This window comes from Ruegeria sp. BE3 (assembly GCF_056538865.1).
Window position 1 is genome coordinate 433593 of sequence record NZ_JBQFTW010000001.1, and the last position, 22546, is coordinate 456138.

The window sequence follows — 22546 nt, forward strand, 5'->3', positions numbered from 1 at the left end:
TGTCAAAGTTTGTTGACCGGGATCTTCATGAAGACGTCGCCCTTTTCATCCGCTGGCGGCATCTGCCCAGCCCGCATATTCACCTGCAATGACGGCAGGATAAGGCGTGGCATCGCAAGTGTTGCGTCACGGGCGTCGCGCATCTCGACGAATTCCTCGACGCTGCGGCCCTGACCAATATGGATGTTCAGCGCCTTCTGCTCGCCCACCGTGGTCTCCCATGCATACTCATCCCGGCCTGGGGCCTTGTAGTCATGCCCGACATAGATGCGTGTTTCATCCGGTAAGGACAGGATCTTCTGGATCGAGGCATAAAGGTCGGCCGACGATCCGCCCGGAAAATCGCAGCGCGCGGTTCCGAAATCAGGCATGAATAGCGTGTCCCCCACGAAGGCGGCATCGCCGATGACGTAGGTCATGCAAGCAGGCGTATGCCCGGGCGTGTGCAGAACGTCCCCGCGCATCTGCCCGATGTGAAAGCTGTCGCCTTCGGAAAACAGCGCGTCGAACTGGCTGCCATCCCGCTGGAATTCGGTCCCTTCGTTGAACACTTTGCCAAATGTGTCCTGCACAACAACGATGTTCTCGCCAATCCCGATTTTCCCGCCCAATCTCTCCTGAAGGTAAGGTGCGGCCGAGAGATGGTCGGCGTGAACATGGCTCTCCAAGATCCACTCGACCTTCAGCCCGTTCTCTCGGACATACTCCACGATTTGATCCGCCGAGGCTGTATCGGTGCGCCCGGAAGCATGATCAAAATCCAACACGCTGTCGATAATGGCGCAGGCTTGACCTTCGGGTTCTTGCACGACGTATGACACGGTGAAGGTCTGAGGATCGAAAAAGGCTTTCACAATAGGCGTCATGAGTTCCTCCGAGGGTTTCAGTACATATAGTAATAGTGGAATATGATGCAAGTTCCAAATCACGATTTGATGTCTGTCAAGGCAAACCGTCTGTTGTTTGTATATCCTTTAAGCGACCTGCGGCGTATCGCCAATTTTTTGCAGGGTCTTGGCAAGAATTTGCGATACGTTGATCGAGTCTCATGCTGATCTTATTTCTGTTACGTAAATGAGGCAGACTGGCATTTAGTGGGAGGACGCAAATGACTGCTCAGGATCTCTACACCGAAGCGGAACGTCTTGAACAAAAGCTTCACGGTGCATGTCTGGACACGCGGCTGGAACTGCAACCTTGTGTCAGCGAAGTGTTGGACAAGATGCGCGCGCGGGGCGTTCAGATACCGTCGCGGCTGCGGCGGCTTGACGCGGCGCTGGTCGAGGATGCGCTGGAAGCGCGGTTTGACAATATGCCGGTCTGACCGGAGTGGTCACCCAAAGGAAATCCCGAGGATGACCAGCATCAAACCGATAACGGACAGGAATAATGACGCAAGGTTCCAGGGCAGAACTGCCTGAACCGCTGCGCGCAACTCGTCATCCGTAAGGCCGGATTTGCGCGCCTTCATCACACGCAGGATACACCAGACAAGGCCGAGCAACCCGGCCAGCGATAGGGCGGCTCCGCCCCAGACGATCATGTCGAACATGGTATCTTAACCACCCTTCTGAACTGAGACCGCGCTTAGCGGATCAAAGAACGCCAGACAAGCCTGCCATATAGAAAGCAAGCTTGCGGTCGGGCGGACGGCGATGTATCCGGCAAACTGCCCGGTGATCCGGTATCATTTTCAGCCCTTGGGAGACACACAGATGGAAGATATCACCGAAGATCAGGCCGCAGCCAACTACCGCGTGACAGCAGGTGAGCTGCGCCAGTTCGTCGAACGGTTCGAACGTCTGGAGGCTGAAAAGAAAGACATAGCGGATCAGCAGAAAGAGGTCATGGCCGAAGCCAAGGCGCGCGGCTACGACACTAAAGTGATGCGCAAGGTCATCGCACTACGCAAGCGTGACAAGGACGACATCGCTGAAGAGGAAGCGGTGCTTGAAATGTATAAAGAAGCGCTTGGCATGTAGCGCGCGCCTTCAGGGTTTAATGAACCGGATATCTGGCATGCTTTGCAATCGTGCCAGATCCTGTTCATAGAGCTCTGTAAAGGCGCTGACGATACCCTGATCCCAGCCGGTCAGCTCAACTTCTTCCTCGATCGCTTCGATTTGTGCGTGTTCCTGAAAGATCTTCGCCAGTTCGGCTTTCAGACCGGCGTCGTTGGGCAGTAGGCCCTGTCCTGTCAATTGCTGAAGTTCCTGTTTTCCAGCAGCGGACAAGAGAGACGACAAAAACTCATACTCCGATTCCAGTGGCGTATCTTCGGGCAATCCCGCCAGCATCCGAGCGAGATCACCCCAGATTAACGGGGAATCTTCATTGCTCCAAAGCGTTATCTTCACATCAGGCGCCAAGTCGCGCACATCTTCGATCATAGTGAGCCAGCTCAGGCAGCTCAGGTCGGTTGATCGTAGGATGCCTTCCCGTTCAGCTGGGGAGAGTGACATCAAAACCTTCGGAATATAGCTGCCGGGATTGCGCAATCCGACAAATAGCTCGACCGTATCTTCCGCAAAAAGCTGATCGAGCAGCGCCAACCGTTTCCCGGCCTGCGAATAGAACTGCCCGTCCATTAAGGCGGTTGTTCGTTCGCCGATATATTCTGTACTGGACAGCACGGCGCGGTTAATCTCACGCGCTTTCGGGACGATTTTCCGAAATCTTCCGAGCGTTATTTCGGCAGGCGGCCTGTCGCCAACCGGTCCCAAAGCCGGTTTGAACGTGTTTTTGTAAGCTCGGCCACCCCAATACGCCGCGCCATGCTGTCCTATGGCCTTTGCATTTGTCTGGAGCAGCTTGAGCAGAGTGCCCTGGTCAGTAAAGTGCGCTCCGGCGTGGATGGCCACTTGCATCGATTTGTTCCCTCCATCCGTCCGGTCGTGCCAGTTGGGTTACAGCCTGCCTTCGACGCAGTCAAATTGCTATTCTGAAGGTTGATTTTCTGATGAACCGGCAGAAAAGCAGTCGCGTATTAAGATCACGCAAAAATTCGCACTTGCAGTCGCTGGCCCAAGGCATTAATCGGCTCCCAGTGCCCCTATAGCTCAGCTGGTAGAGCAACTGATTTGTAATCAGTAGGTCCGCGGTTCGAGTCCGTGTGGGGGCACCACTTCTAGCCAAGTCCTCCCTTCTGCCCTTATTCCTTGGTTTGATGCGCTTTACGTATTGGACAAGACACGCGTAGACACGCACATCAGTAAGGCGCGAATGGCTCTCCATATTAAGATCAAGCACATCGATAACTCATAGTGAACACTACATCACAACCCGGGTCTGATCTGCGGTTTAAGCCGCTTGGATTTATATCCCCAGATTCAGTGGACAGACAAATGGATCAAGATGTGATATAATCACCACGTGCCCGAAATGGGTGCCCTAAGGGGAGAAACCCACCGTCTCACAAATGGTAGAGAGTGGAGGTGGTGTGAGGGGCTGGATGAGGGGGTCTTGGCCAGCCCCTCTCTCTTTGGGGAAGCGGAATGGTGATAGCTGCCCGTTGAAGGCCCATTAGCAACTACGATTGAATACTGAAATTGAGGTTGTCCTTATGGCAGTCTCTGGTCGAGGTTGGCAGATAGCCGCCGCTGCTTCGCGTATGGTGCAGTTTCTTGCTTACATGGCCCCAGAACTGCATGGCGGGCTTTGGTGCGCCAGAGGTCGGACTTAGGGTGAAATCGCCTTATTCCTGTCGCAGCCGGGTCAAAGTTCGATGGATACAATCAACAAAAGTGAACCATGCACCAAGATTGAGCAGTCAGATAAAATGCTGTCAGACCACATCATCGCTGGCTCCAAACTGGAGCGATGCTTCCGAACCTACGATCCCTGGGTCGTCGTCCTGCAGGCCGTATTCGTTACCTCTTTTAGTCTGATCGGGTTGGCCGTGAGCATGCTGGCTTATCGGACTCTGGAATTGCCCAGCCTGCCTTATCTTTGGCAGTTGATTATGTCCTTATGTGAGTAAGCGTCAGGTTATCCTGGCGGCTTTGCATCTGGCGTCATCCTAGAGTGCGATTTTCATTTTTGTGAGAAAATATGCCGTGGATGTGAACTGCATCACTGATCGGTTCAATAAAATCTTTCATAAACGAGATGTTAACGAGTGAACGTCTCTTTTGTTTCGGACGTTATGTTTTTCATAATCCTCCCTTTTTATTGGGCGCGCTGTACAAAAGCGCGCCCTTCTTTTTCGTGACGCCCATGGGGGATCTGATGGCCGGTAATGCTCAGACAGGGAACCCGAGTCGCTTGATCAGGTTCCAGATGTCATTGTTCGCTGTAGAGAGTTGTGCGACCACGTCCTCGATCTCTTTCATGGCCTCGTCATCCACCGTATCTTCGCGCCCCAGCTTGATATCGGTCTTGCGGTCGGCGATGCGCATCAGGATGGTCTTGGGGTTGCCGCTTTCCTGGTCGAACGAATAGATGCAGTGATTGTATTTGTTCCGGACCGACGACAGGCGCGACAGGCGCTGGGTATGTTTGAGGATCGGATCGCGTATTTCAGCGGGGCGGCCCTCCATCTTCGCTAGGCGCTCGACAAGATCGATGCGGGCGCGAGTCGTGTTCAGGGTCAGAAAGATGATGACGGCCACGTCCTTGTTGGATCCGGTCAACCCCGCGATCAGATGGATCAGCAGGCTTTCCGTGTTCGTCCACATATAGTTCAACCGGCCCACCAGAAGGATAAGCCGGTCAAACCGGGTTTCGAAGGCTTCATCCAACAGGGGCATTGCGCGCCTCATTGGGCGCGACCTCGAAATAAAAATGCGCCGCAGCTGTTCGGTTGCTGACGTCGATCTTGCCCGAGACGTTATGCATATGCAGCTTCACAGTATGCTCGGTTATACCCAGTTTGGCAGCGATGGCCTTGTTGCTTTTGCCCTGAGCGACCTGTCTCAGCACCTGTTTTTCCCGGCGGGTGAGTTTGGCATAGAGCAGCAGTTTCTCGGGTGATCGGGTCCGGGTAGCAGGCTGCTTTTCGATCGGCGCATTTGCCGCGTCTTGCAAGGCGGCCATGCTGTCGGCCAGGAAACAGGGCAGGTGTAACTCTTCATGCATCAGCAGACGTAAAATTGCGCGCCATACGTCTGGGGCGACATTCATCGGTAGATATCCGATATTGCCAAACCGCGCGCGGTCCCAGTGTTCGAACAGAAAGCGGGCCGGGCTTTTCTTGCGATAGGCGAAAGCCAGACACCCGGCCTCGGCCAGTTTTGTATATTCGGCGGGGCGGGATAAGAGATCCTCAATCATCATCTGGTCCACGACGATGATACGTTCGGCGGGCGAGTTCGCTTCGTTTTCCGCCAGGAGCGAATCCAGGTTCTCGTAGCGTGCTGCGCGCACGCCAAATTCGTTCTGAACACTTCTCAGGGTTTGGTTGGAATAAAACAGTTCCTTGCCAATAAATGCGATCGAAAGTTCTTCAGGGTATTCAATCTGACCACGTGAGTCATCTTGCAATGAGATATTCACTGTCCTTCCCCCACTAATAAAAGCGCCAGCCGCTGGAATTGAAATTGGGTGCAGGTTCAGCCGGCGCGAAACGGTAACGTAAATAGTCAAATTATCATTTGATCATAGCTGAAAGTACGAATTTCAGCAAGGGAACGCGGGAAATTGAGGCGCTGTTATAGAACTTTTGATCAGGTCGGAGTTTCGAAATTTGTCTGTAACTTTCTGAAATAAAACAGTGAATTCTTCAAAGCGCAAAAATGTTCTTCATTCCCCACAAGGTTTGCCCTTTCTAAAGGCAGTTTCTTAAAAAACCACTTTTTTAACAAAGAGTTGCCACATTTAATGCTTTCGGCCAGCTATGCACACCCTCGCATCGCTGCAAACATGACCCTGCTTCAATTGGCGAAGTTTCATTGAACCTGGCATGCCTGCGGCCCGTTTATTTCAACGACATCCCCGTGGACATGGAATCGGCTGGGCCGAGAAAGGGGGACTGACCAGACAGAAGACCAGAACTGCCGCATAAGCGTCCGTTGTGACGCTCTGTGCGTGAAATCTGTTTCAACCGCGCCTGTAGCCGCTTTGTAGATGAATGGCGGTCCGGTGCTTCAGTAAAAGTGGAATTTATTATGGAACGCAGACTAGCTCCTGTAGCGGACGTCCAAGAGATTATCGATGATCAGGACCCTGTTGTAGATGAACCATCGTCAGAAGAAGAAGTAGAACTGTCGGTTGAAGACATTAACGCTCAGCAGCAACAGCAGCAGCAGCAACAAGGTGATGACAGCAACACCAACGGTGGCGACGATAGCAACACCAACGGTGGTAACGACAGCAACACCAACGGTGGCAACGACAGTAACACCAACGGTGGTAACGACAGCAACTCGCAGTCAAATGGTGGTGACGACAGTAACACCAACAACAACAACGCATCGGTCGACATTGATTTCTCGGGCGGTGAGTGGATCCCGCGTGATGACGACAAAGTTGACGTCGACATCAAAGATGTAGAAGGCGATGTTGGTGACGTGATCACCGCGGGTGACGATGTGAATTATGATCCGGGCGACGATATCAACATCGATATCGATCTGAGCGGCCCCGGAAACGACTTCGCGTCAATCAACAGCCAGTATGCGAGTCTGAACGACAATGACACTCTGGGCACTGCAAGCGTAGAAAACTCGGGTGACTTCACCCAGAGCGGCGACGCAAATGGCGGTGAGGCCTATGCCGAAGACGGTATCGACGTAAATACCGACGGCGGTGACTCGGGTGATGGCGGCATGAGCTATGGCGGTGACGCATATGGCGACACCAATGGCAGCCATTCACTGGCCCTTGGTGGTCATTCCGGACATGCCGATGGTACGGCATCCGGCGGTAATGGTGCCGCTTCTGGTAACGCCAATAATACCAGCGTTGGTCTTGGATTGTCGGGCGCGCATGCCGATGGCAACAGCGCGGGCGGAAACGGTGGAAACGCCGATAACGATTCCGGTGCAGTCAATCTTGGAGTAGCGGGTTCCAATGCAGAATCCACCGGTGGTGAAGGTGGTAACGCCGGATCGATTGGTCTGGGTCTGGGTCTGGGACTTGCCGGATCTAATGCCGAAGGCGATGCGGGCGGTGGCGACAACGCCTCTGGTTCGCTTGCAGCTGGTCTGGGACTGGCGGGAACCGACGCTTCGAACGGTAATGCTGATGGTGGAGATGGCGACGCGCAAACCAGCGGTAACGCCGACAACACCAGTGAAGGTACCAACGAAGCCAATGATTCATCGGCTGGCGGCAATATCGGTCTTGGACTGGCAGGCGCAGGCGCGCTGGGTGCCAATGACGGGTCCGGTGGCAACGGCAATGGTGGCCAGGGTGATGGCGGCCAGGGCGACGGCGGTAACGGAAACGGTGGTTCTGGCGACGGTGGAAATGGGCCTGGTGGTGACGGATCAGGTGGTCCGGGTACCGGTGGGAACACGGGTGTAATTGAAGAAACCCTGCCATTCCTGCGTGTTGCGCCGTTGGTCGAAGAGCCCGGCGATGAAGAAGAAGAGGGCGAAGAAGAATCTGCCGCAGCTGGTGTTTCGACAGGTGATGCCAACGGTACTGGTGGAAACGGACCCGGCGGTGACGGATCTGGTGGTGCCGGTGACGGCGGTAACGGTCCTGGCGGCGACGGCGACGGTGGCAACGGTTCCGGTGGTTCCGGTGACGGTGGCCAAGGTGGCGGTCAGGCCGACGCGGATGCCGACGCAAGTGGCGTTGGTGACCAGACTGCAGCCGGACCAGTGATCGCGCAGACACCTGGCGATATCGACGGTATGACCTCGAACTGGCAAGCTCCGGACGGATCTGGTGGTGCTGGTGGCACCAACAATTCCAACGGTTCGGCTGATGCCGATGGTACCGGTACGTCAACCGCTGAAGGTACTGGTGGTGACGGCGGAACGGCCAACCCGGACGCAAGCTCGGCCGGTAGCGGTGCGGGATCTGCGGATGCGACCAACGAAGCCGGAAACGGTGGCGCGGCCGACTCCTGGGCAGATGCAGCCAATGACGGCTATGCAGAAAGCCTGGCCGAAGCGATTGCCGGATACGGTGGCGATGCCATGTCCGACAATGACGCGACATCGACCGGTACCGGTAGCGGAACAGGTACCGCGACATCTGGCGCAGGTGGCGCAGGTGGTGCTGCCGCTGCAACTGGCGGAACCAGCGGTGACGTCATGGGTACCTCGACCGGTGGTGCAACCACAGGTGCGACAAACACCGGTGGCGAAGCTTCGGGTGCCTATTCCGGCGCTGGCGGTGCAGGCGGTAACGCCGGCAGCTGGGGTTCGGATAACGGCGGTGACGGTATCGTCAACGGTGAGTCCTATGCTTCTGCAGCGGCCGTCGTCGACACATCGGCCTTCAACCAGTCGATCGTTCAGGGTGCCAACGTGCTTGGTAACTCGGTCGATACGACCATGGTTGGTGGTTCGATGACCTCGAGCTACTCGAGCGACGACACCGACGTGTAAGGCGCAAGTCTCGGGGGCCGCATTACTGGCCCCCGCACAAATGAAAACGCCGGGGCCGCATGATGCGGCCTCGGCCCAGCAAATCCAGAGCCGGAAATTTCCTGCCGGTGACGGAGTTAGGGGTCATCGAAATGTCATTCGATAGTGTTACCGAAAAGATTGCACACTTTATTGGAACTTTTGATCTTACGATTGAGCAAGCCCGCCTGAGGGATCAGTACGAAGAGTTCACCGCGATGCGCCGCAAGGCCGAGCTGGAAGAACTGGAAGACCCCATCAAAATCAGAGTCAAAGCGGAATTGGATCTGGATCCGGGTAAGTATGGCCCACTGTCCTATCTGATCAACACGCCTCCTCCTAATCCTGAGTTGCCACCTGACGTCGAGGGCCCGGCGCTTCAGACAGTGGACGCTCTGCCACCACCGCCTGCGCCCGGCTCACCGTTGCCTGATGCCGCAATGGCCGAGGCTGCTCAGGCCGTTATCATTCTTGAACCCCAGCTTGTGACCGAGCTGATCGGATCGGCTGTGACCTATACGTTCCAGTCGATCTTTTTACGCGACAACGACGTCGTCGGTGAAGGCGACTTCCGCGATCCCGAGCAGCTGACGGCTTTGGCCGAAGCGGCAATGGAGATCGCGATGTCGTTGCACGCCTTCTCAAGCCTCTCCTTTGCAATCTCGGATTACCTTTCGGTCGAATATGTCGAAGACATGGCCGAACAGATGTTGGCTCCGGTCTATGCTGATGTCGAAGGCGCAGTTGTCTATCAATTCCACGGCGAAGACGCGATGGGCGTGATCGTCAACGGCGAATACGTGAATGAAGCGCCGGTTTGGGAGGATCTTCTGCCTGCACATCATCAGCCAGAGGACGAGGAAGAAGACGCATCCCCCGATCCGTACCCGGTAGAGTGGGATCAGGATGCAAATCCGGAATTTTCCGACGGTCATGAAGTGATTGTAGGTGGCAATCTGGCCATCAATGCAGTTTCCGCCACAGTCGCCTGGGTCGATGCGCCCTACATTGCGGTTGGCGGTAAGTCGATTGAACTGACCATGGTCAGCCAGGTCGCCGTCGTTTCTGACATGGATGAAGGTACCAAGGGCGAATCCGGTACAAAAGTCGTGCAATCCTCATCGATTGAGGTCGAAGGAAACGCCGCCTATTGGGTTTCGGAAGGCGGCGAGGATGCACCGGGTCTTGTGCACGTCGATTGGATTCACGGTGATCTGATCGTGGCGAATTTCGTCAAACAGACGATCGATGCCACAGATATCGACCATATTGAAACTGAGATCTCTGCCTCGACCACGCTATACGCGATGGGCGACAATGAATTGGTCGACGTGACCAACATCCTGCAATTGGGCAGCTACTATGATCTGGTCATGATCGACGGAGACATGATCTCGGTCGATGCATTCGTTCAAACGCTGGTGCTGATGGACGATGACATTGTGACCGGCGGCCTGCCTGAACCGCTGGGCGGTTCGGATGAAAACCTCGTGATGAACGAAGTCTCACTGCTCACGGAAGGGGAAGACACCCATGAACTGATGCAGGCGCCGATGGCTGAGGCCATGGCGCTGAAGGAATCGGACATGGAAGCGTTGGAAGATGCGCTGATGAACGATCCGATGTTTGCGGGGATGGAACAGATGCGTGTCCTGAAGGTGGACGGTTCACTGGTTCAGCTGAACGTTGTGGAACAGTCGACCATGCTCGCGGATCAGGATGACGTACATCTGAGCGGCCCGAACGCCGATGAGACTGAGGTGATCGCGGGCAGCAATGCTCTGCTGAACGCGGCGAACATAACCAAGGCCGGGGTCGACTCGGTGGTGATGGCTCAGGACGGATCATATTCGGATCTGCTCTTGCATCAGGCCAGCCTGATGGACATGCCCACAAACGAGGAAATCTCTGAAATGACCAATGAGGCGATTGCCGCCCTGATGGATGAGATGGGGATGCCGGGCCATGGTGCTGAGATCGGGCCAAATGGCAATGATCTGACGCCAAGCGAGATGGCGAATGCTTCGGATGGCCTGCAAACCATGTTGGCCTGAGTTTTCTGTACATTACGAGTGACCCAAAGGTTTATTATATATGTCGATCGTTTTTTCGTCGCGACGAACCCGTTATGCCAGCCCGCTGGACCGACACGGAGGCGGCCGCCCATTTGCGCCTGAAAACTGTGAGCGGGTGACAAAGCCCTTGAAGGCCGATGCGCCTGCGGCAGAGGCCAAGTTGCGTCTGACCAAGGAGATGCGTTTGTCCGATTTCCGACCCAGTTCTGCAGCCATGACTGGTGATGTGGACGAACCAGATCCGCCCTCAGATCAGGTGCCTCAGGATGAGGCGCCCAACAATAGTTCGAAACCGGATGAAACCGGCCAGAGGCATGCGCAGCAGTCAGATTCAATGTCACAATCGCGCGTCGGCTCTCCCCTTCGGCGTGCGTCGTCGCGGCCCGCGCAAGATCAGGATCCGGTGGGCGGCGATACTGGGGTGGCCAAGCCGGAGGCCCCGGATCGTGAGAAAGCCGATCACTCGACTGCGCGCATGACCCCCTCTGCGCCATCGGACGGCAAAGACCGCATGGGCACCACGATCGAGGCGAAGGCGAACGAACCGTTGATGCGCACCAGCAAGGGCGGAGGAGACGGCAAGGGGCCACCCCAAACCTTCCACAAGCGAACCCCGCCTGAGGATTTCCAGAAAACCCTGCGCACCTCATTGAAGGCGATCTGGCGCAATCTGGCCTTTGTGCTGGTGCTGACCTGCGCCACCAACGTCCTGATCCTGGCGATCCCGATCTATCTGTTCCAGATCAGCGACCGGGTGCTGACCAGCCGCTCGTTGGACACGTTGATCATGTTGACCGCGATCGTCGCAGGGGCGGTGATTTTTCAGGCTGCCTTCGATGCGGTGCGTCGGTTCATGCTTATGCGCACTGCGGTCGAGGTGGCGGCACGGCTCGGCGCTCCGGTGCTGAGCGCGGCGGCGCATGCCTCGCTGCATGGCAACGGGCGCGAGTATCAGACGTTGGGTGACCTGCAGCAAGTGCGCGGATTTCTGGTTTCAGGCACACTGATCTCATTCCTCGATGTGCCTTTTGCACCGCTGTTCATCCTGATGATCTTTCTGGTGCATCCGCAGCTTGGCATGATTGTTGTGACCACTGCTCTGATCCTGATGGTTATTGCGCTGATCAACCAGAAAATGACGGCGAAACCTTTTGCCAAGGCAAATCAGGCGCAGTCGCTAGCCAACCAGCATCTGGATTCGATGTCGCGCAACAGCCAGATCATCAATGCATTGGCGATGATCCCCGAGGCGGTGCGCATCTGGGGCCGTGACACGGCGCAATCGCTGACCTGGCAGGTCAAGGCGCAGGATCGCAATGTGATCTTCGCTGCCATATCGCGGGCTGTGCGTCTGCTGACGCAGATCGGCATCCTGGGGTGGGGGGCGTTTCTGGCCCTGCAAGGCGAGATCACCGGTGGCATGGTCATCGCAGCCTCGATCATTGCAGGCCGTGCCTTTGCTCCGATCGAGGGCTCGATTGAAGGCTGGAACACTTTCCTGCTGACCCGTGGTGCCTTTGGCCGGATCAAGGCGTTGCTGTCCAGTTCTGCCCTGCAATACGAAAAACTGCGCCTGCCGCGTCCCGAAGGCCGACTGGATGTAGAACGTCTGCTTTACGTACCCGGCGGCACCAAGCGGGTGGTTTTGAATGGGATCACCTTTGCGCTGAACCCCGGAGAGACTCTGGCGATCATCGGCAATTCCGGCGCGGGTAAAACCACGCTTGGCAAGACGCTGGTGGGGTCGATTCTACCGACCTCGGGAAGTGTGAGGCTGGACCTGATGGACATCCGCAACTGGGACCCACGCCAGTTCGGTGAAAGCATCGGGTATCTACCGCAGGACGTTCAACTGTTCCCCGGCACGATCAAGGACAATATCGGTCGCATGCGTGATGATGCCACGGATGAGCAGATCCATGACGCCGCGGTTCTGGCGGATGTACACAACATGATCGCGACGCTGCCGCAGGGGTATGAGACGGTCGTTGCCGCCGATGGTTCGCCGTTGTCGGGCGGTCAGAAACAGCGCATCGCGCTGGCGCGCGCGTTCTTTGGCAATCCGCGACTGGTGGTGCTGGACGAGCCGAACTCGAACCTGGACGTCGCGGGCGACAAGGCCCTGGCGCGTGCAATCGAGCAAGCCAAGGAAAGCAAGATCACTGTTGTCGTTATTACGCAAAAGCCGACGTTGTTGAGTGTGGTCGACAAGATCATGCTGCTGACAGACGGCCGTGTGGCGCTGTTTGGTCAGCGCGAACAGGTCCTGCAGCAGCTGAACAGCTCGCGACAGCAGCCGCCTGAAATTCAGGGCAATGGGGGATAAGTTATGAACGAGCTGGTAGTCCGCAAGGAAGACCCAAGCCTCTGGTATTCTGAGGTTCCGCGATCGATCACCAAGTTCATCGTGATTGGCCTGATCATGTTGGTTGTCTGCTTTGGCGGCTTTGGCGTGTGGTCCTTCCGGGCCCCACTTGCGGCGGCGGTCATCGCGCAGGGCAGCTTTGTCGCCACGGGACGCAACAAGATCGTGCAGCATCTTGAGGGCGGGATTATTGAAAACATCCTTGTCACCGAAGGCGAGGCGGTCGAGGCCGGTCAGATCATGATGACGCTGGACCAGACCTCGGCGGCGGCCAATGAGCGCGAGCTGTTCATCCGCAAAATCCGCCTGCAGGCCATGACAGAACGTCTGCTGGCCGAGCATAGCGAGCAGGAAAACCTGATTTTCTCCCCCGATCTGGTCAAAGCATCGGATGATGTCGAGGTCATGACCATCCTCGACAACCAAAAACTCAGTTTCAATGTCTCGCGCAAGACGTTGCTGAACGATATCGCGTTGCTGCAGCGGAACATGGAGGCGCTCAGGATTCGCGCCACCGGGTTCGAGGCGCAATTGACCAGCATGCAACGGCGCTCTGATATTCTTCAGGAAGAATACGACACGAAATATGCGCTGTTCGAAAAGGGATTGGTGCGCAAAGGCGACCTGAACACAATTCGCCGTGTGCAGGCTGAAGCAGAGGGGCAGTTGGCCCGCCTGCAGGCCGAAACGGCTGAGGTCAACCAAATGCTGCTGAAATACGAAGAGCAGATTCTACGCACTCGCTCGGCCTACCGCGAAGCGGCATTGGACGAGCTTGGCGTGATTGAAGCTGATCTTGAAAGTGTACGCGAAAAGGCGCGGCAGGCCCGCAGTGTTCTGGATCGCGCCGTCGTGCGGGCGCCGGTGACTGGGACTGTCGTACGTCTGCATCATCACACGCCCGGCGGTGTGATCGAAACCGGCGAGCAGATCGCGGAAATCCTGCCCGCCGATGCCCCGCTTATCATCGAGGCGCAAATCCCGCGCACCGAGATCGACAGTGTTGTAACCGGCCAAATCGCAACTGTGCGTCTGGTGGCGCTCAATCAGCGAACAACCCCGGTGCTCAACGGCGAGGTATTTTACGTCTCTGCCGACTCACTGGTCGAAGACTCAGCTGGTATGCCGCAAGAGGTCTATCTGGCACGCATCTCTCTGACTTCGGATGAGATGAGCCGCGTGCGGGGCTTTGTCCCGACACCTGGTATGCCTGCCGAGATCATGATCCAAACTGAAGAGCGTACGTTTGCCGCCTATATCGCCAAGCCGGTGGTCGACAGCATGTCGCGCGCCTTCCGCGAACATTAACGTGATCACTATCGCTGCATAACGGCTACATCTTCCAGATTTTGCATGTTAGTTTCCTGCGAACTCAATTCGCAGGAGATGTAGCGATGCCTTTGACAGTCAAGGAGATGGTAGAGGCCGCGAATGCCGTGGTCGAACGCATTGATGCGGGCAGGGCGCAAGAGCTTCTGGCACAAGGTGCGCTGTTGTTGGACATCCGCGATGCGCTCGAATTGGAGAAGGTAGGTCGCGCCGCTGGCTCTCATCACATTCCGCGTGGAATGCTGGAATTTCGCGCTGACCAAGAACTGCCATCCTATGACCCCGAACTGCGCAAGGACCGCACCATTATCCTGCATTGCGCTTCGGGGGGTCGAGCGTCTCTGGCTGGGAAGTTGCTGAAGGACATGGGGTACGAACGTGTCTATAATCTAGGCGGGTTCACGGACTGGGTGAATGGCGGTGGTGATATTGTCGAACCGATTGATCCGGGGATGTAGTAGCCCCCTGACCTGATACAGGTCAAAGTAGAACACATTCTGTCGTTGTAATGTGAGGCGCAGATATTCACAAACAGGACGACAGGCCATGCTACGCCTTGCAACCATGCTCTATTCTCTGATTGCCGCTGCCCTTGCAGGCAGCGCCGTCATCGCCGTATTGGCGGCTGGAATGGTGACGGCGATGGCCATTATCTCTGCCGCAGTAGCGGGGGCGGTTGTGGCTGCGCCCGTGTCGTGGCTGGTGGCCAATCGTCTCTACACGAGCGGTTGATCAGGCGTTCAGGAAGGTTCTGACGGCGGCTTCGAATTCGCGGGGTTTCTCGGCGTGCAGCCAGTGACCTGCGCCGGGAATTTTTGCGAACCGGGCAGCAGGGAACAGGGCGCGAATCCGGTCACGGTGTTCGGGCAACACATAATCCGAGGCTGCGCCGGACAGGAACAGGGCAGGGCCATTCCAGCTGCTTGAAATCTCAGGAAAGCTCATGATCTTGGGCATTTCGCCGGCGAGAACGTCCAGGTTCAGCCGCCAGCGTCCGCCTTCGACATCCAAAGATTGCGTAAAGAAGCTCTGCAGGGACTTTTCCACGCCGAGATCGGCCAGCTGTGCTTCGGCGTCCGAGCGGCGTTGAACGCGGGACATGTCGACCGCTCGCATTGCCTCAATGAACTGGATCTGACTGTGGCCGTATGTGACGGGCGCTATGTCCGCAACGACCAGTTTACGCACCAGTTCACCATGTTCCAAGGCGAGCATCATCGAGGCCTTCCCGCCCATGGAATGCCCGACAATGTCGGCGGTGCCTCCGACGCTGTCGATCACCTCGGCCAGATCCTGTGCCAGTTGAGGATAGCGATGTTGGGCGTCCCAAAAGCTGTAGGCATGATTGCGCATGTCCACCGCAATCACCTGCCGTTCGTCCGAGAGTCGCCGCGCAATTACCCCCCAGTTGCGCGCCGAGCCATATAGGCCATGCGCAATCAGCAGGGGCGGGTGATCGGTCGGGTCGCCATGGATGATCGTATTCAGCATGCCCCTGTGATACGCGTCGCCGGGCAGAACAACCAGCCCCATTGTCGCCCGCGTGGCACAAGGTTAAATTGCCCCGTCAGGAGGCGCAGATGACGCAGGAAACCGATATCCAGACCCAAATCGCGCAGACCATTCGTTTGCTGCGCAAAAAGCTTGGGGTGAAGGACAAGACCCTGATTGCCTCGGTTCGGCGGGCGAAGCGTCGTTTGCCGCGCAAGGTCTACAAGCAGGCGATGGTGCTGGCCCGCGCTGAACAGATGGCTGAACACCCGAAGCTTAGGATGGTTTTGGATATGCCAAAGCTCGAGAAAGCGTCGGATGACGTGCAGACCCATCTGAACGCGATCAATCTGGCGGATCGGCGTTGGGGCTGGTTTCTGAGTTTTCTGGGCTCGCTGGCGCTGGGCCTGATCGCATTGGCAGCGCTGACGATTGTCGTAATGCGCTGGCGCGGGTTCATCTGAACCGGTTCCAAGCCAAAGAAAAACGGCGCCCACTGAGGCGCCGTTTTCTGTTTCAGAACCTGCGTGGGATCAGAGGTTCGGATAGATCGGGAAGCGCGCGCACAGTTCTGCGACTTCTGCCTTCACCTTGGCCTCAACAGCGGCGTTGCCGTCTTCACCGTTGGCGGCCAGACCATCCACAACTTCGATGATCCAGTCCGCGATCTGGCGGAATTCCGTCTCGCCAAAACCGCGCGTGGTTCCGGCGGGCGAACCCAGACGGATGCCGCTGGTGATAGTCGGCTTTTCGGGGTCAAACGGAACGCCGTTCTTGTTGCAGGTGATATGCGCACGACCCAGGGCTTTCTCGGTCGCATTGCCTTTGACGCCTTTGGGGCGCAGGTCGACCAGAACAACATGAGTGTCGGTGCCGTGGGTCACAGTATCCAGACCGCCTTTGATCAGTTGATCCGACAATGCCTGCGAGTTGACGACAACCTGTTTGATGTAGTCTTTGAAGGCAGGCTGCAGCGCCTCGCCAAAAGCCACGGCCTTGGCCGCGATCACGTGCATCAGCGGGCCACCCTGAATGCCGGGGAAGATCGCCGAGTTCACTTTCTTGGCGATATCCTCGTCATTGGTCAGGATCATGCCGCCGCGCGGGCCGCGCAGAGTCTTGTGCGTTGTGGTGGTTGCCACATGTGCATGCGGGAAGGGCGAGGGGTGTTCGCCTGCTGCAACCAGACCGGCGAAATGCGCCATGTCCACATGCAAATACGCTCCGACCATATCCGCAATCTCACGCATGCGGGCAAAGTCGATCTGGCGCGGGATGGCCGAACCGCCGGCGATGATCAGTTTGGGCTGATGCTCTTTCGCCAGCGCCTCGACCTGATCGTAATCCAGCATGTTGTCTTGCTGGCGCACACCGTATTGCACGGCGTTGAACCACTTGCCCGACTGGTTCGGACGTGCACCGTGGGTCAGGTGACCGCCTGCATCCAGTGACATGCCCAGAATGGTGTCGCCGGGTTTGATCAGCGCCTGAAATACGCCCTGGTTCGCTTGCGAACCCGAGTTCGGCTGCACGTTGGCGAACTCACAACCAAACAGCTGCTTGGCGCGGTCGATGGCCAGGTTCTCGGCGATATCGACGAACTGGCAGCCGCCATAGTAGCGGCGGCCCGGATACCCTTCGGCATATTTGTTGGTCATCACCGAGCCCTGCGCCTCCATCACGGCGGCAGAGACGATGTTCTCGGACGCGATCAGCTCGATCTCGTCGCGCTGACGGCCCAGTTCGGATGTGATTGATCCAAACAGCTCGGGGTCACGATCCGCAAGGGACTGGGTAAAGAAACCGGTATCACGAAGGTTGGCGTTCATAATGGCTCCACAGGGCTGGGGTTTATCTGGCGGATTTCCTATCGGAAACCGAACGGTCGAGAAAGGTTGTAAAGCGACGAATTGGCCCGCTATGGCGTCAACTCTGGCGTAACGCGGAAAGGTATGTTTGTTTCGGAACCAAATGTGCAGCACTGGAAACCGCAAACCATGACCAAAAGAATCGCCTTCCTGGCCAGCGACGCCAAAGTGGCGCAAACCGCCCGCGACGCTTTGGTGGCTCGGTATGGCAACGCGGCGCCCAGAGATGCAGATGTGGTCGTGGCGCTGGGCGGCGACGGGTTCATGCTGCATACACTGAATGGGATTCAGCACCTCGACACACCGGTTTACGGAATGAATCGCGGCACCATCGGATTCTTGATGAATGAATATGCCGAAACCGACCTGATGGCGCGCCTCGCCGAGGCCGAAGAAGAGGTGATCAATCCACTCAGCATGACCGCGATGGATCAGTCCGGTAAGCAACATGAGGCGCTCGCCATTAACGAGGTCTCTCTGCTGCGCGCCGGCCCGCAGGCAGCCCGCCTGAAGATCAGTGTCGATGGACGGGTGCGCATGGCCGAGCTTGTTTGCGACGGGGCGCTTTTGTCCACACCTGCCGGGTCCACAGCCTATAACTACTCGGCCCATGGACCAATTGTTCCGATTGGCGCGGATGTATTGGCGCTGACGCCGATCGCTGCATTTCGTCCTCGTCGCTGGCGCGGGGCACTTCTGCCAAAAATGGCACGGGTCAGATTCGAAGTGATCGAGGCTGACAAGCGCCCGGTCATTGTCGCGGCTGATTCGATAGCCTTCCCCGATATTGACTGGGTCGAGATCAGCTCCGAACCCAGCGTCCAGCACCGTATCCTGTTCGACCCGGGGCACGGTCTGGAAGAGCGATTGATCTCAGAGCAGTTCACGTAATCGTGATCGATATTCTCGATTTCCTCTCTGTTGTGTGAACCAGTTCACATGCGAGGGGCTTATCCTTTGTTAATTTTAATTTACTCGGAGATCACGCCAAGGTGGAAGTGAGTGGCCACCTAACGGTGTTTTCGAATGATTGCGTGTTTTATGCGCTGGCGAGGGTGGGTGGTGCTACGCTCGTCATCAGATCTCCGGGCATATTTTAGTATGCGGACCCCGGGCACAAAACCCCGGGGTCTATTTACTTCGAGAACTCCCTCAGACATGCGCTGCCATCCTGTCCCACAGAATCGGAGCCATTTGCCCAACACGCTCTTCGATGGCAGCAGCGGCGTCGACGGCCATATCCTCGCGCCAACGTTGCGCGGTGACTTGTACGTTGATCGGCTGTGGTCCGTTTGGTAGCTCTGCCAGTCGCGCAGGCACGCTCGCGGCAGGCAGGCCGAGGAAGTTCATCGCATAGGAATAAACCGCGCAGCCCAACACCTCATGCACTCCTTCTGCTCCTTCGGTGTCCCGGTCGGGTTTGAAGAAGGGCTGCGGCAGGAACGGGGACAGTATCAGCGGATAATCCTGCATGAACAGCGACCATTCGCGCGCGTAGTGGGTGCGTTGCGCCAGCGCATGTATCAGCTCGGTTCCGACAATCGGCGGAAATTCCTGAAAATAGACCTCAAAAATCTCACGAATGGTCTCTGAGCCCGCAGCCTCTATGTCACCCTTCATCAGGGTCAGCACTTCGCCCATCAGGGCGCGATAACCCAAACGCCCGCATTCAAACACATCGGGCGGATCAATCTCGGTCACTGCATAGCCCGCATCGCTCAGGGCCTCCCGTGCGGTGTCCAGCGCCTTTGCCACCTCGGGATGCAAGTCGTAGCCAAATGTGTTCTTGGTATAGGCAACCTTTATTGGCTCTTCGAGCCGCGCCCCGTGCCAGGGCATCGGCACATGGAAGGGATCGCGAGGATCCGCTGCGATCAGAGAAGGCATCGACAAATGCAGATCTGCCGCCGATCGCGTGATCACCCCCTGCACCGACATGGACTGAGCAAGCAATCCACGTTCCACTTTCTGGCTCGGGTTCCACGCAGGCACACGTCCGAGGCCGGGTTTGACGGTGACGGCACCATTGGCCGCGGCAGGGAATCGCAGGCTGCCACCGATGTCATTGCCATGTCCCAGCGCCCCTATCCCGGCCATAACAGCAGCCCCGGCGCCGCCTGATGAGCCGCCCGGCGAGATATGGCTTCCCCAGGGATTATGCGTCCGCCCATAAAGAGGGTTGTCCGTGTCGGCGCGAAAGGAAAACTCGGGTGTATTGGTCCGCCCAATCACGACGGCTCCGGCGTTTTGAAGGTTCGAAACCACAGGCGCGTCATCGGGGGCGACTACATCCTTCAGGGCAGTTACCCCGTTGTTGGTGGAGTGTCCCTTCTGATCGACATTGACCTTGATGGTAACCGGAACACCATGCAAAGGCCCAACCGGAGCGCCGCCATCTCGCGCCTGATCAAGCGCGCGGGCGCGCTCCAAGGCTTCCGTACCAAGGTCCTCCACTACCGCATTCAGCGCGGGATTTACCTGATGCATCCGCGCCAAGGCGTCCTGAATAACCTCTTCCGCGCTTAGATCGCCTGTTCGCGTTAGCGCAGTCAGTTCGGATGCACCAAGACGCCAGATGTTGCCATTTGCCATGCTCGTCCTCCTCGCCTCAACCTGAGGCGACGAACAGCCAATGACAAGACCCGCTCCCACAAAATGGCTCCGCCCTTCATCTGGCCCAAAATATCTCGGAGCGCGAGGCGGAGCCTCGCACTGGCGCGTCAGCGCAAACAGGGCGCGCCGTAAGGCGCACCTTTGGTTTGCTGATTATTTACGGCGCGTAGCCAATGGTCCGCAGGGCCGAGGTGATTTCGTCCAGGATAGCCGGATCATCGATCGTGGCCGGCATCTTGTAGTCCTTGCCATCCGCGATCGACACCATCGTCCCACGCAAGATCTTGCCGGAACGTGTCTTGGGCAGACGATCCACCACCACCGCTTTCTTGAACGCTGCGACGGGGCCAATCTTGTCACGGACCATCTTGACCACATCGGCCACCACGTCATCGTGGTTCCGGTCCGAACCTGCGTTGAGGCACAGGAACCCAACCGGCATTTGCCCTTTCAACTGGTCTGAAACCCCGATCACGGCGCATTCAGCAACATCGGGATGGGCAGCCAGAACCTCTTCCATCCCGCCCGTCGACAGACGATGGCCCGCGACGTTGATCACGTCATCGGTCCGGGCCATGATGTAGAGGTATCCATCCTCATCAATCATCCCTGCATCGCCGGTTTCATAATAACCTGGGAAATGCTCCAGATAGGATTTCTTGAACCGCGCCTCCGCGTTCCAAAGCGTCGGCAACGTACCCGGAGGCAAGGGCAGTTTGACAGCGATTGCGCCCAACTCACCGGGTTTCATCGGATGGCCGCCTTCGTCCAGAATTTGGACGTCATAGCCCGGCATCGGTTTCGCGGGCGAGCCGAGCTTGACCGGCAATTCCTCGATCCCCAGCGGGTTTCCGGCAATGGCCCAACCGGTCTCGGTCTGCCACCAGTGATCGATAACCGGAACCTTCAATGCATCCTGTGCCCAGATGATCGTGTCGGGATCGGCACGTTCGCCCGCAAGATATAGGGCTTTCAGACACGACAGATCGTATTGCGCCATCATCTCGGCCTTGGGATCCTCGCGCTTGACGGCGCGGATCGCGGTGGGTGCGGTGAAGAAGCTTTTGACCTTATGTTCGGAAATCACGCGCCAGAACGTGCCGGCGTCGGGTGTGCCGACGGGTTTGCCTTCGAACACGATGGTGGTGTTTCCGTGGATCAGCGGGGCGTAGCAGATATAGGAATGCCCAACGACCCAGCCCACATCCGAGGCCGCCCAAAAAACATCACCGGGGTCGACATTATAGATGTTCTTCATCGTCCAGTTCAGCGCAACCAGATGGCCCGCTGTCGGACGCACCACGCCTTTGGGGGCTCCGGTCGTGCCAGAGGTATAGAGGATATAGGCCGGATCGTTGCCGCTGACGGGTACACATTCTGCAGGCTCGGTTCCGTATTGGAACCCGTGCCAGTTCACATCGCGCCCCTCGATCAGCTGCGCAACCTCCTGTTCGCGCTGGAAGATCACGCAGAATTCGGGCTTGTGGCTGGCAAGATCGATGGCGCCGTCCAGCAGGGGTTTATAGTGCACAACGCGACCCGGCTCCATCCCGCAGGAGGCTGCGATGATCGCTTTGGGTTTCGCGTCGTCGATGCGCACCGCCAGTTCGTTGCTGGCAAAACCGCCAAACACAACCGAATGCACCGCACCCAGACGGGCGCATGCCAGCATCGCCTCCAGCGCTTCGGGGATCATCGGCATATAGATGATGACCCGGTCACCTTTCTCAACACCCTTTGCCCGCAATGCACCGGCGAGGTTGGCGACACGGTTACGCAGCTCGACATATGAGATTTCGCGTTTGGTGTGGGTGATCGGGCTGTCATAAATGATGGCTGTCTGTTCGCCCCGGCCATTCTCGACATGCCGGTCTACCGCGTTCCAACAGGTGTTCACCTTGGCGTCGCTGAACCATTCGTACAAAGGCGCATTGTCGTCAAACAGGGCCTTGCTGGGGGCCTGAACCCAGTCGATCCCTTTTGCGGCTTCCATCCAGAAAGCGTCGGGGTCGGTTTTCCAACTCTCGTAAACGTCTTTGTACGCCATGATGGCCTCCTCCAAAACTCCTTGCGCTTTGTGTAAGGGGTACGACGCAAAGGCGACAAGCGATGCGAACAACGGCGCGTCAGTTTATCGCAAAATCTTTGCAGAATCTTTCTGTTTTGGCTGCAAACTTTTGCAAATACACTGGCGGAAGGGTTGTTTGCAGCATCCGATGCAGCTTTTTGCAAAGCTGCAAATTTATGAGTGCAAAAACCATCGCGCCTACAGAATCGCACCGAGCG

At 57.1% G+C, this 22546-nt stretch carries 20 protein-coding genes and 1 tRNA gene; 12 read left to right on the forward strand and 9 right to left on the reverse strand.

The window, feature by feature from the left end; all coding sequences use genetic code 11:
- Positions 1-2: 2 nt before the first annotated feature.
- A complete protein-coding gene (locus tag ACR0AZ_RS02120; RefSeq protein WP_480469262.1) occupies positions 3-866 on the reverse strand; it encodes an MBL fold metallo-hydrolase in 864 nt (287 codons plus the stop codon).
- A 242-nt stretch (positions 867-1108) separates the two neighbouring features.
- Between ACR0AZ_RS02120 and ACR0AZ_RS02125 the strand changes: the two genes are divergently transcribed.
- Positions 1109-1324 (forward strand): hypothetical protein, encoded by a 216-nt coding sequence (locus tag ACR0AZ_RS02125; RefSeq protein WP_480469263.1) that lies wholly within the window; start codon positions 1109-1111, stop codon positions 1322-1324.
- A 9-nt stretch (positions 1325-1333) separates the two neighbouring features.
- Here ACR0AZ_RS02125 and ACR0AZ_RS02130 read toward each other — a convergent pair whose 3' ends face one another.
- Entirely contained in the window at positions 1334-1552 is a 219-nt protein-coding gene (locus ACR0AZ_RS02130; RefSeq protein ID WP_480469264.1) for a hypothetical protein, read from the reverse strand.
- Between the two features lie 163 nt (positions 1553-1715).
- Here ACR0AZ_RS02130 and ACR0AZ_RS02135 point away from each other — a divergent pair, with 163 nt between their 5' ends.
- On the forward strand, positions 1716-1982 hold the full coding sequence (locus ACR0AZ_RS02135; RefSeq protein ID WP_480469265.1) for a DUF2312 domain-containing protein: 267 nt from the start codon (positions 1716-1718) through the stop codon (positions 1980-1982).
- Between the two features lie 9 nt (positions 1983-1991).
- Here ACR0AZ_RS02135 and ACR0AZ_RS02140 read toward each other — a convergent pair whose 3' ends face one another.
- Entirely contained in the window at positions 1992-2867 is an 876-nt protein-coding gene (locus ACR0AZ_RS02140) for a hypothetical protein (protein WP_480469266.1), read from the reverse strand.
- 181 nt (positions 2868-3048) lie between these two features.
- On the opposite strand from ACR0AZ_RS02140, the gene ACR0AZ_RS02145 reads away from it, so the two are divergent.
- A tRNA-Thr gene (locus tag ACR0AZ_RS02145) sits at positions 3049-3124 on the forward strand.
- Positions 3125-3778: 654 nt separating this feature from the next.
- On the forward strand, positions 3779-3979 hold the full coding sequence (locus ACR0AZ_RS02150; protein WP_480469274.1) for a hypothetical protein: 201 nt from the start codon (positions 3779-3781) through the stop codon (positions 3977-3979).
- Between the two features lie 262 nt (positions 3980-4241).
- Here ACR0AZ_RS02150 and ACR0AZ_RS02155 read toward each other — a convergent pair whose 3' ends face one another.
- On the reverse strand, positions 4242-4748 hold the full coding sequence (locus tag ACR0AZ_RS02155; RefSeq protein WP_480469275.1) for a hypothetical protein: 507 nt from the start codon (positions 4746-4748) through the stop codon (positions 4242-4244).
- Positions 4732-5493, reverse strand: coding sequence for a helix-turn-helix transcriptional regulator (locus ACR0AZ_RS02160; protein ID WP_480469276.1), 762 nt, complete (start codon positions 5491-5493; stop codon positions 4732-4734). The genes ACR0AZ_RS02155 and ACR0AZ_RS02160 overlap by 17 nt, the downstream gene beginning before the upstream one ends.
- Positions 5494-6104: 611 nt before the next feature.
- On the opposite strand from ACR0AZ_RS02160, the gene ACR0AZ_RS02165 reads away from it, so the two are divergent.
- The 6 genes from ACR0AZ_RS02165 to ACR0AZ_RS02190 all read left to right on the forward strand — a co-directional run bounded on the left by ACR0AZ_RS02165 (position 6105) and on the right by ACR0AZ_RS02190 (position 15020).
- Positions 6105-8501, forward strand: a complete 2397-nt coding sequence (locus tag ACR0AZ_RS02165) for a beta strand repeat-containing protein (RefSeq protein ID WP_480469277.1) — start codon at positions 6105-6107, stop codon at positions 8499-8501.
- Between the two features lie 131 nt (positions 8502-8632).
- A complete protein-coding gene (locus ACR0AZ_RS02170; RefSeq protein ID WP_480666660.1) occupies positions 8633-10573 on the forward strand; it encodes a type I secretion protein in 1941 nt (646 codons plus the stop codon).
- 40 nt (positions 10574-10613) lie between these two features.
- Positions 10614-12920 (forward strand): type I secretion system permease/ATPase, encoded by a 2307-nt coding sequence (locus ACR0AZ_RS02175; protein ID WP_480469279.1) that lies wholly within the window; start codon positions 10614-10616, stop codon positions 12918-12920.
- A 3-nt stretch (positions 12921-12923) separates the two neighbouring features.
- Positions 12924-14267, forward strand: a complete 1344-nt coding sequence (locus ACR0AZ_RS02180) for an HlyD family type I secretion periplasmic adaptor subunit (RefSeq protein ID WP_480666661.1) — start codon at positions 12924-12926, stop codon at positions 14265-14267.
- Between the two features lie 86 nt (positions 14268-14353).
- The gene (locus ACR0AZ_RS02185) at positions 14354-14746 is read left to right on the forward strand and encodes a rhodanese-like domain-containing protein (protein ID WP_480666662.1); all 393 of its coding nucleotides are present in this window, start codon (positions 14354-14356) and stop codon (positions 14744-14746) included.
- Between the two features lie 88 nt (positions 14747-14834).
- Complete coding sequence (locus ACR0AZ_RS02190) at positions 14835-15020, forward strand: hypothetical protein (RefSeq protein ID WP_480666664.1); 186 nt, start codon at positions 14835-14837, stop codon at positions 15018-15020.
- Here ACR0AZ_RS02190 and ACR0AZ_RS02195 read toward each other — a convergent pair whose 3' ends face one another.
- Positions 15021-15821, reverse strand: coding sequence for an alpha/beta fold hydrolase (locus ACR0AZ_RS02195; protein WP_480666665.1), 801 nt, complete (start codon positions 15819-15821; stop codon positions 15021-15023). It lies immediately after the preceding gene.
- A 47-nt stretch (positions 15822-15868) separates the two neighbouring features.
- Between ACR0AZ_RS02195 and ACR0AZ_RS02200 the strand changes: the two genes are divergently transcribed.
- Entirely contained in the window at positions 15869-16243 is a 375-nt protein-coding gene (locus ACR0AZ_RS02200) for a hypothetical protein (RefSeq protein WP_480666666.1), read from the forward strand.
- Positions 16244-16312: 69 nt separating this feature from the next.
- Here ACR0AZ_RS02200 and glyA read toward each other — a convergent pair whose 3' ends face one another.
- A complete protein-coding gene (gene glyA / locus ACR0AZ_RS02205; protein WP_480469285.1) occupies positions 16313-17608 on the reverse strand; it encodes a serine hydroxymethyltransferase in 1296 nt (431 codons plus the stop codon).
- 168 nt (positions 17609-17776) lie between these two features.
- Here glyA and ACR0AZ_RS02210 point away from each other — a divergent pair, with 168 nt between their 5' ends.
- Positions 17777-18538: an NAD kinase gene (locus ACR0AZ_RS02210; protein ID WP_480469286.1), complete on the forward strand. Its 762-nt coding sequence runs from the start codon at positions 17777-17779 to the stop codon at positions 18536-18538.
- Between the two features lie 261 nt (positions 18539-18799).
- On the opposite strand, the gene ACR0AZ_RS02215 is transcribed toward ACR0AZ_RS02210, so the two are convergent.
- Positions 18800-20239, reverse strand: a complete 1440-nt coding sequence (locus ACR0AZ_RS02215; protein ID WP_480666668.1) for an amidase family protein — start codon at positions 20237-20239, stop codon at positions 18800-18802.
- A 178-nt stretch (positions 20240-20417) separates the two neighbouring features.
- On the reverse strand, positions 20418-22307 hold the full coding sequence (prpE, locus tag ACR0AZ_RS02220) for a propionate-CoA ligase PrpE (RefSeq protein WP_480657200.1): 1890 nt from the start codon (positions 22305-22307) through the stop codon (positions 20418-20420).
- Positions 22308-22546: the final 239 nt, after the last annotated feature.

Excerpts from the sequence above, each read along its gene's own strand:
- ACR0AZ_RS02190 (WP_480666664.1), top strand. The coding sequence starts at position 14,835 with ATGCTACGCCTTGCAACCATGCTCTATTCTCTGATTGCCGCTGCCCTT.
- ACR0AZ_RS02180 (WP_480666661.1), top strand. The coding sequence starts at position 12,924 with ATGAACGAGCTGGTAGTCCGCAAGGAAGACCCAAGCCTCTGGTATTCT.
- ACR0AZ_RS02170 (WP_480666660.1), top strand. The coding sequence starts at position 8,633 with ATGTCATTCGATAGTGTTACCGAAAAGATTGCACACTTTATTGGAACT.
- ACR0AZ_RS02135 (WP_480469265.1), top strand. The coding sequence starts at position 1,716 with ATGGAAGATATCACCGAAGATCAGGCCGCAGCCAACTACCGCGTGACA.
- ACR0AZ_RS02130 (WP_480469264.1), bottom strand. The coding sequence starts at position 1,552 with ATGTTCGACATGATCGTCTGGGGCGGAGCCGCCCTATCGCTGGCCGGG.
- ACR0AZ_RS02155 (WP_480469275.1), bottom strand. The coding sequence starts at position 4,748 with ATGCCCCTGTTGGATGAAGCCTTCGAAACCCGGTTTGACCGGCTTATC.
- ACR0AZ_RS02150 (WP_480469274.1), top strand. The coding sequence starts at position 3,779 with ATGCTGTCAGACCACATCATCGCTGGCTCCAAACTGGAGCGATGCTTC.
- prpE (WP_480657200.1), bottom strand. The coding sequence starts at position 22,307 with ATGGCGTACAAAGACGTTTACGAGAGTTGGAAAACCGACCCCGACGCT.
- glyA (WP_480469285.1), bottom strand. The coding sequence starts at position 17,608 with ATGAACGCCAACCTTCGTGATACCGGTTTCTTTACCCAGTCCCTTGCG.
- ACR0AZ_RS02185 (WP_480666662.1), top strand. The coding sequence starts at position 14,354 with ATGCCTTTGACAGTCAAGGAGATGGTAGAGGCCGCGAATGCCGTGGTC.
- ACR0AZ_RS02120 (WP_480469262.1), bottom strand. The coding sequence starts at position 866 with ATGACGCCTATTGTGAAAGCCTTTTTCGATCCTCAGACCTTCACCGTG.
- ACR0AZ_RS02195 (WP_480666665.1), bottom strand. The coding sequence starts at position 15,821 with ATGGGGCTGGTTGTTCTGCCCGGCGACGCGTATCACAGGGGCATGCTG.
- ACR0AZ_RS02175 (WP_480469279.1), top strand. The coding sequence starts at position 10,614 with ATGTCGATCGTTTTTTCGTCGCGACGAACCCGTTATGCCAGCCCGCTG.
- ACR0AZ_RS02215 (WP_480666668.1), bottom strand. The coding sequence starts at position 20,239 with ATGGCAAATGGCAACATCTGGCGTCTTGGTGCATCCGAACTGACTGCG.
- ACR0AZ_RS02140 (WP_480469266.1), bottom strand. The coding sequence starts at position 2,867 with ATGCAAGTGGCCATCCACGCCGGAGCGCACTTTACTGACCAGGGCACT.
- ACR0AZ_RS02200 (WP_480666666.1), top strand. The coding sequence starts at position 15,869 with ATGACGCAGGAAACCGATATCCAGACCCAAATCGCGCAGACCATTCGT.
- ACR0AZ_RS02125 (WP_480469263.1), top strand. The coding sequence starts at position 1,109 with ATGACTGCTCAGGATCTCTACACCGAAGCGGAACGTCTTGAACAAAAG.
- ACR0AZ_RS02165 (WP_480469277.1), top strand. The coding sequence starts at position 6,105 with ATGGAACGCAGACTAGCTCCTGTAGCGGACGTCCAAGAGATTATCGAT.
- ACR0AZ_RS02210 (WP_480469286.1), top strand. The coding sequence starts at position 17,777 with ATGACCAAAAGAATCGCCTTCCTGGCCAGCGACGCCAAAGTGGCGCAA.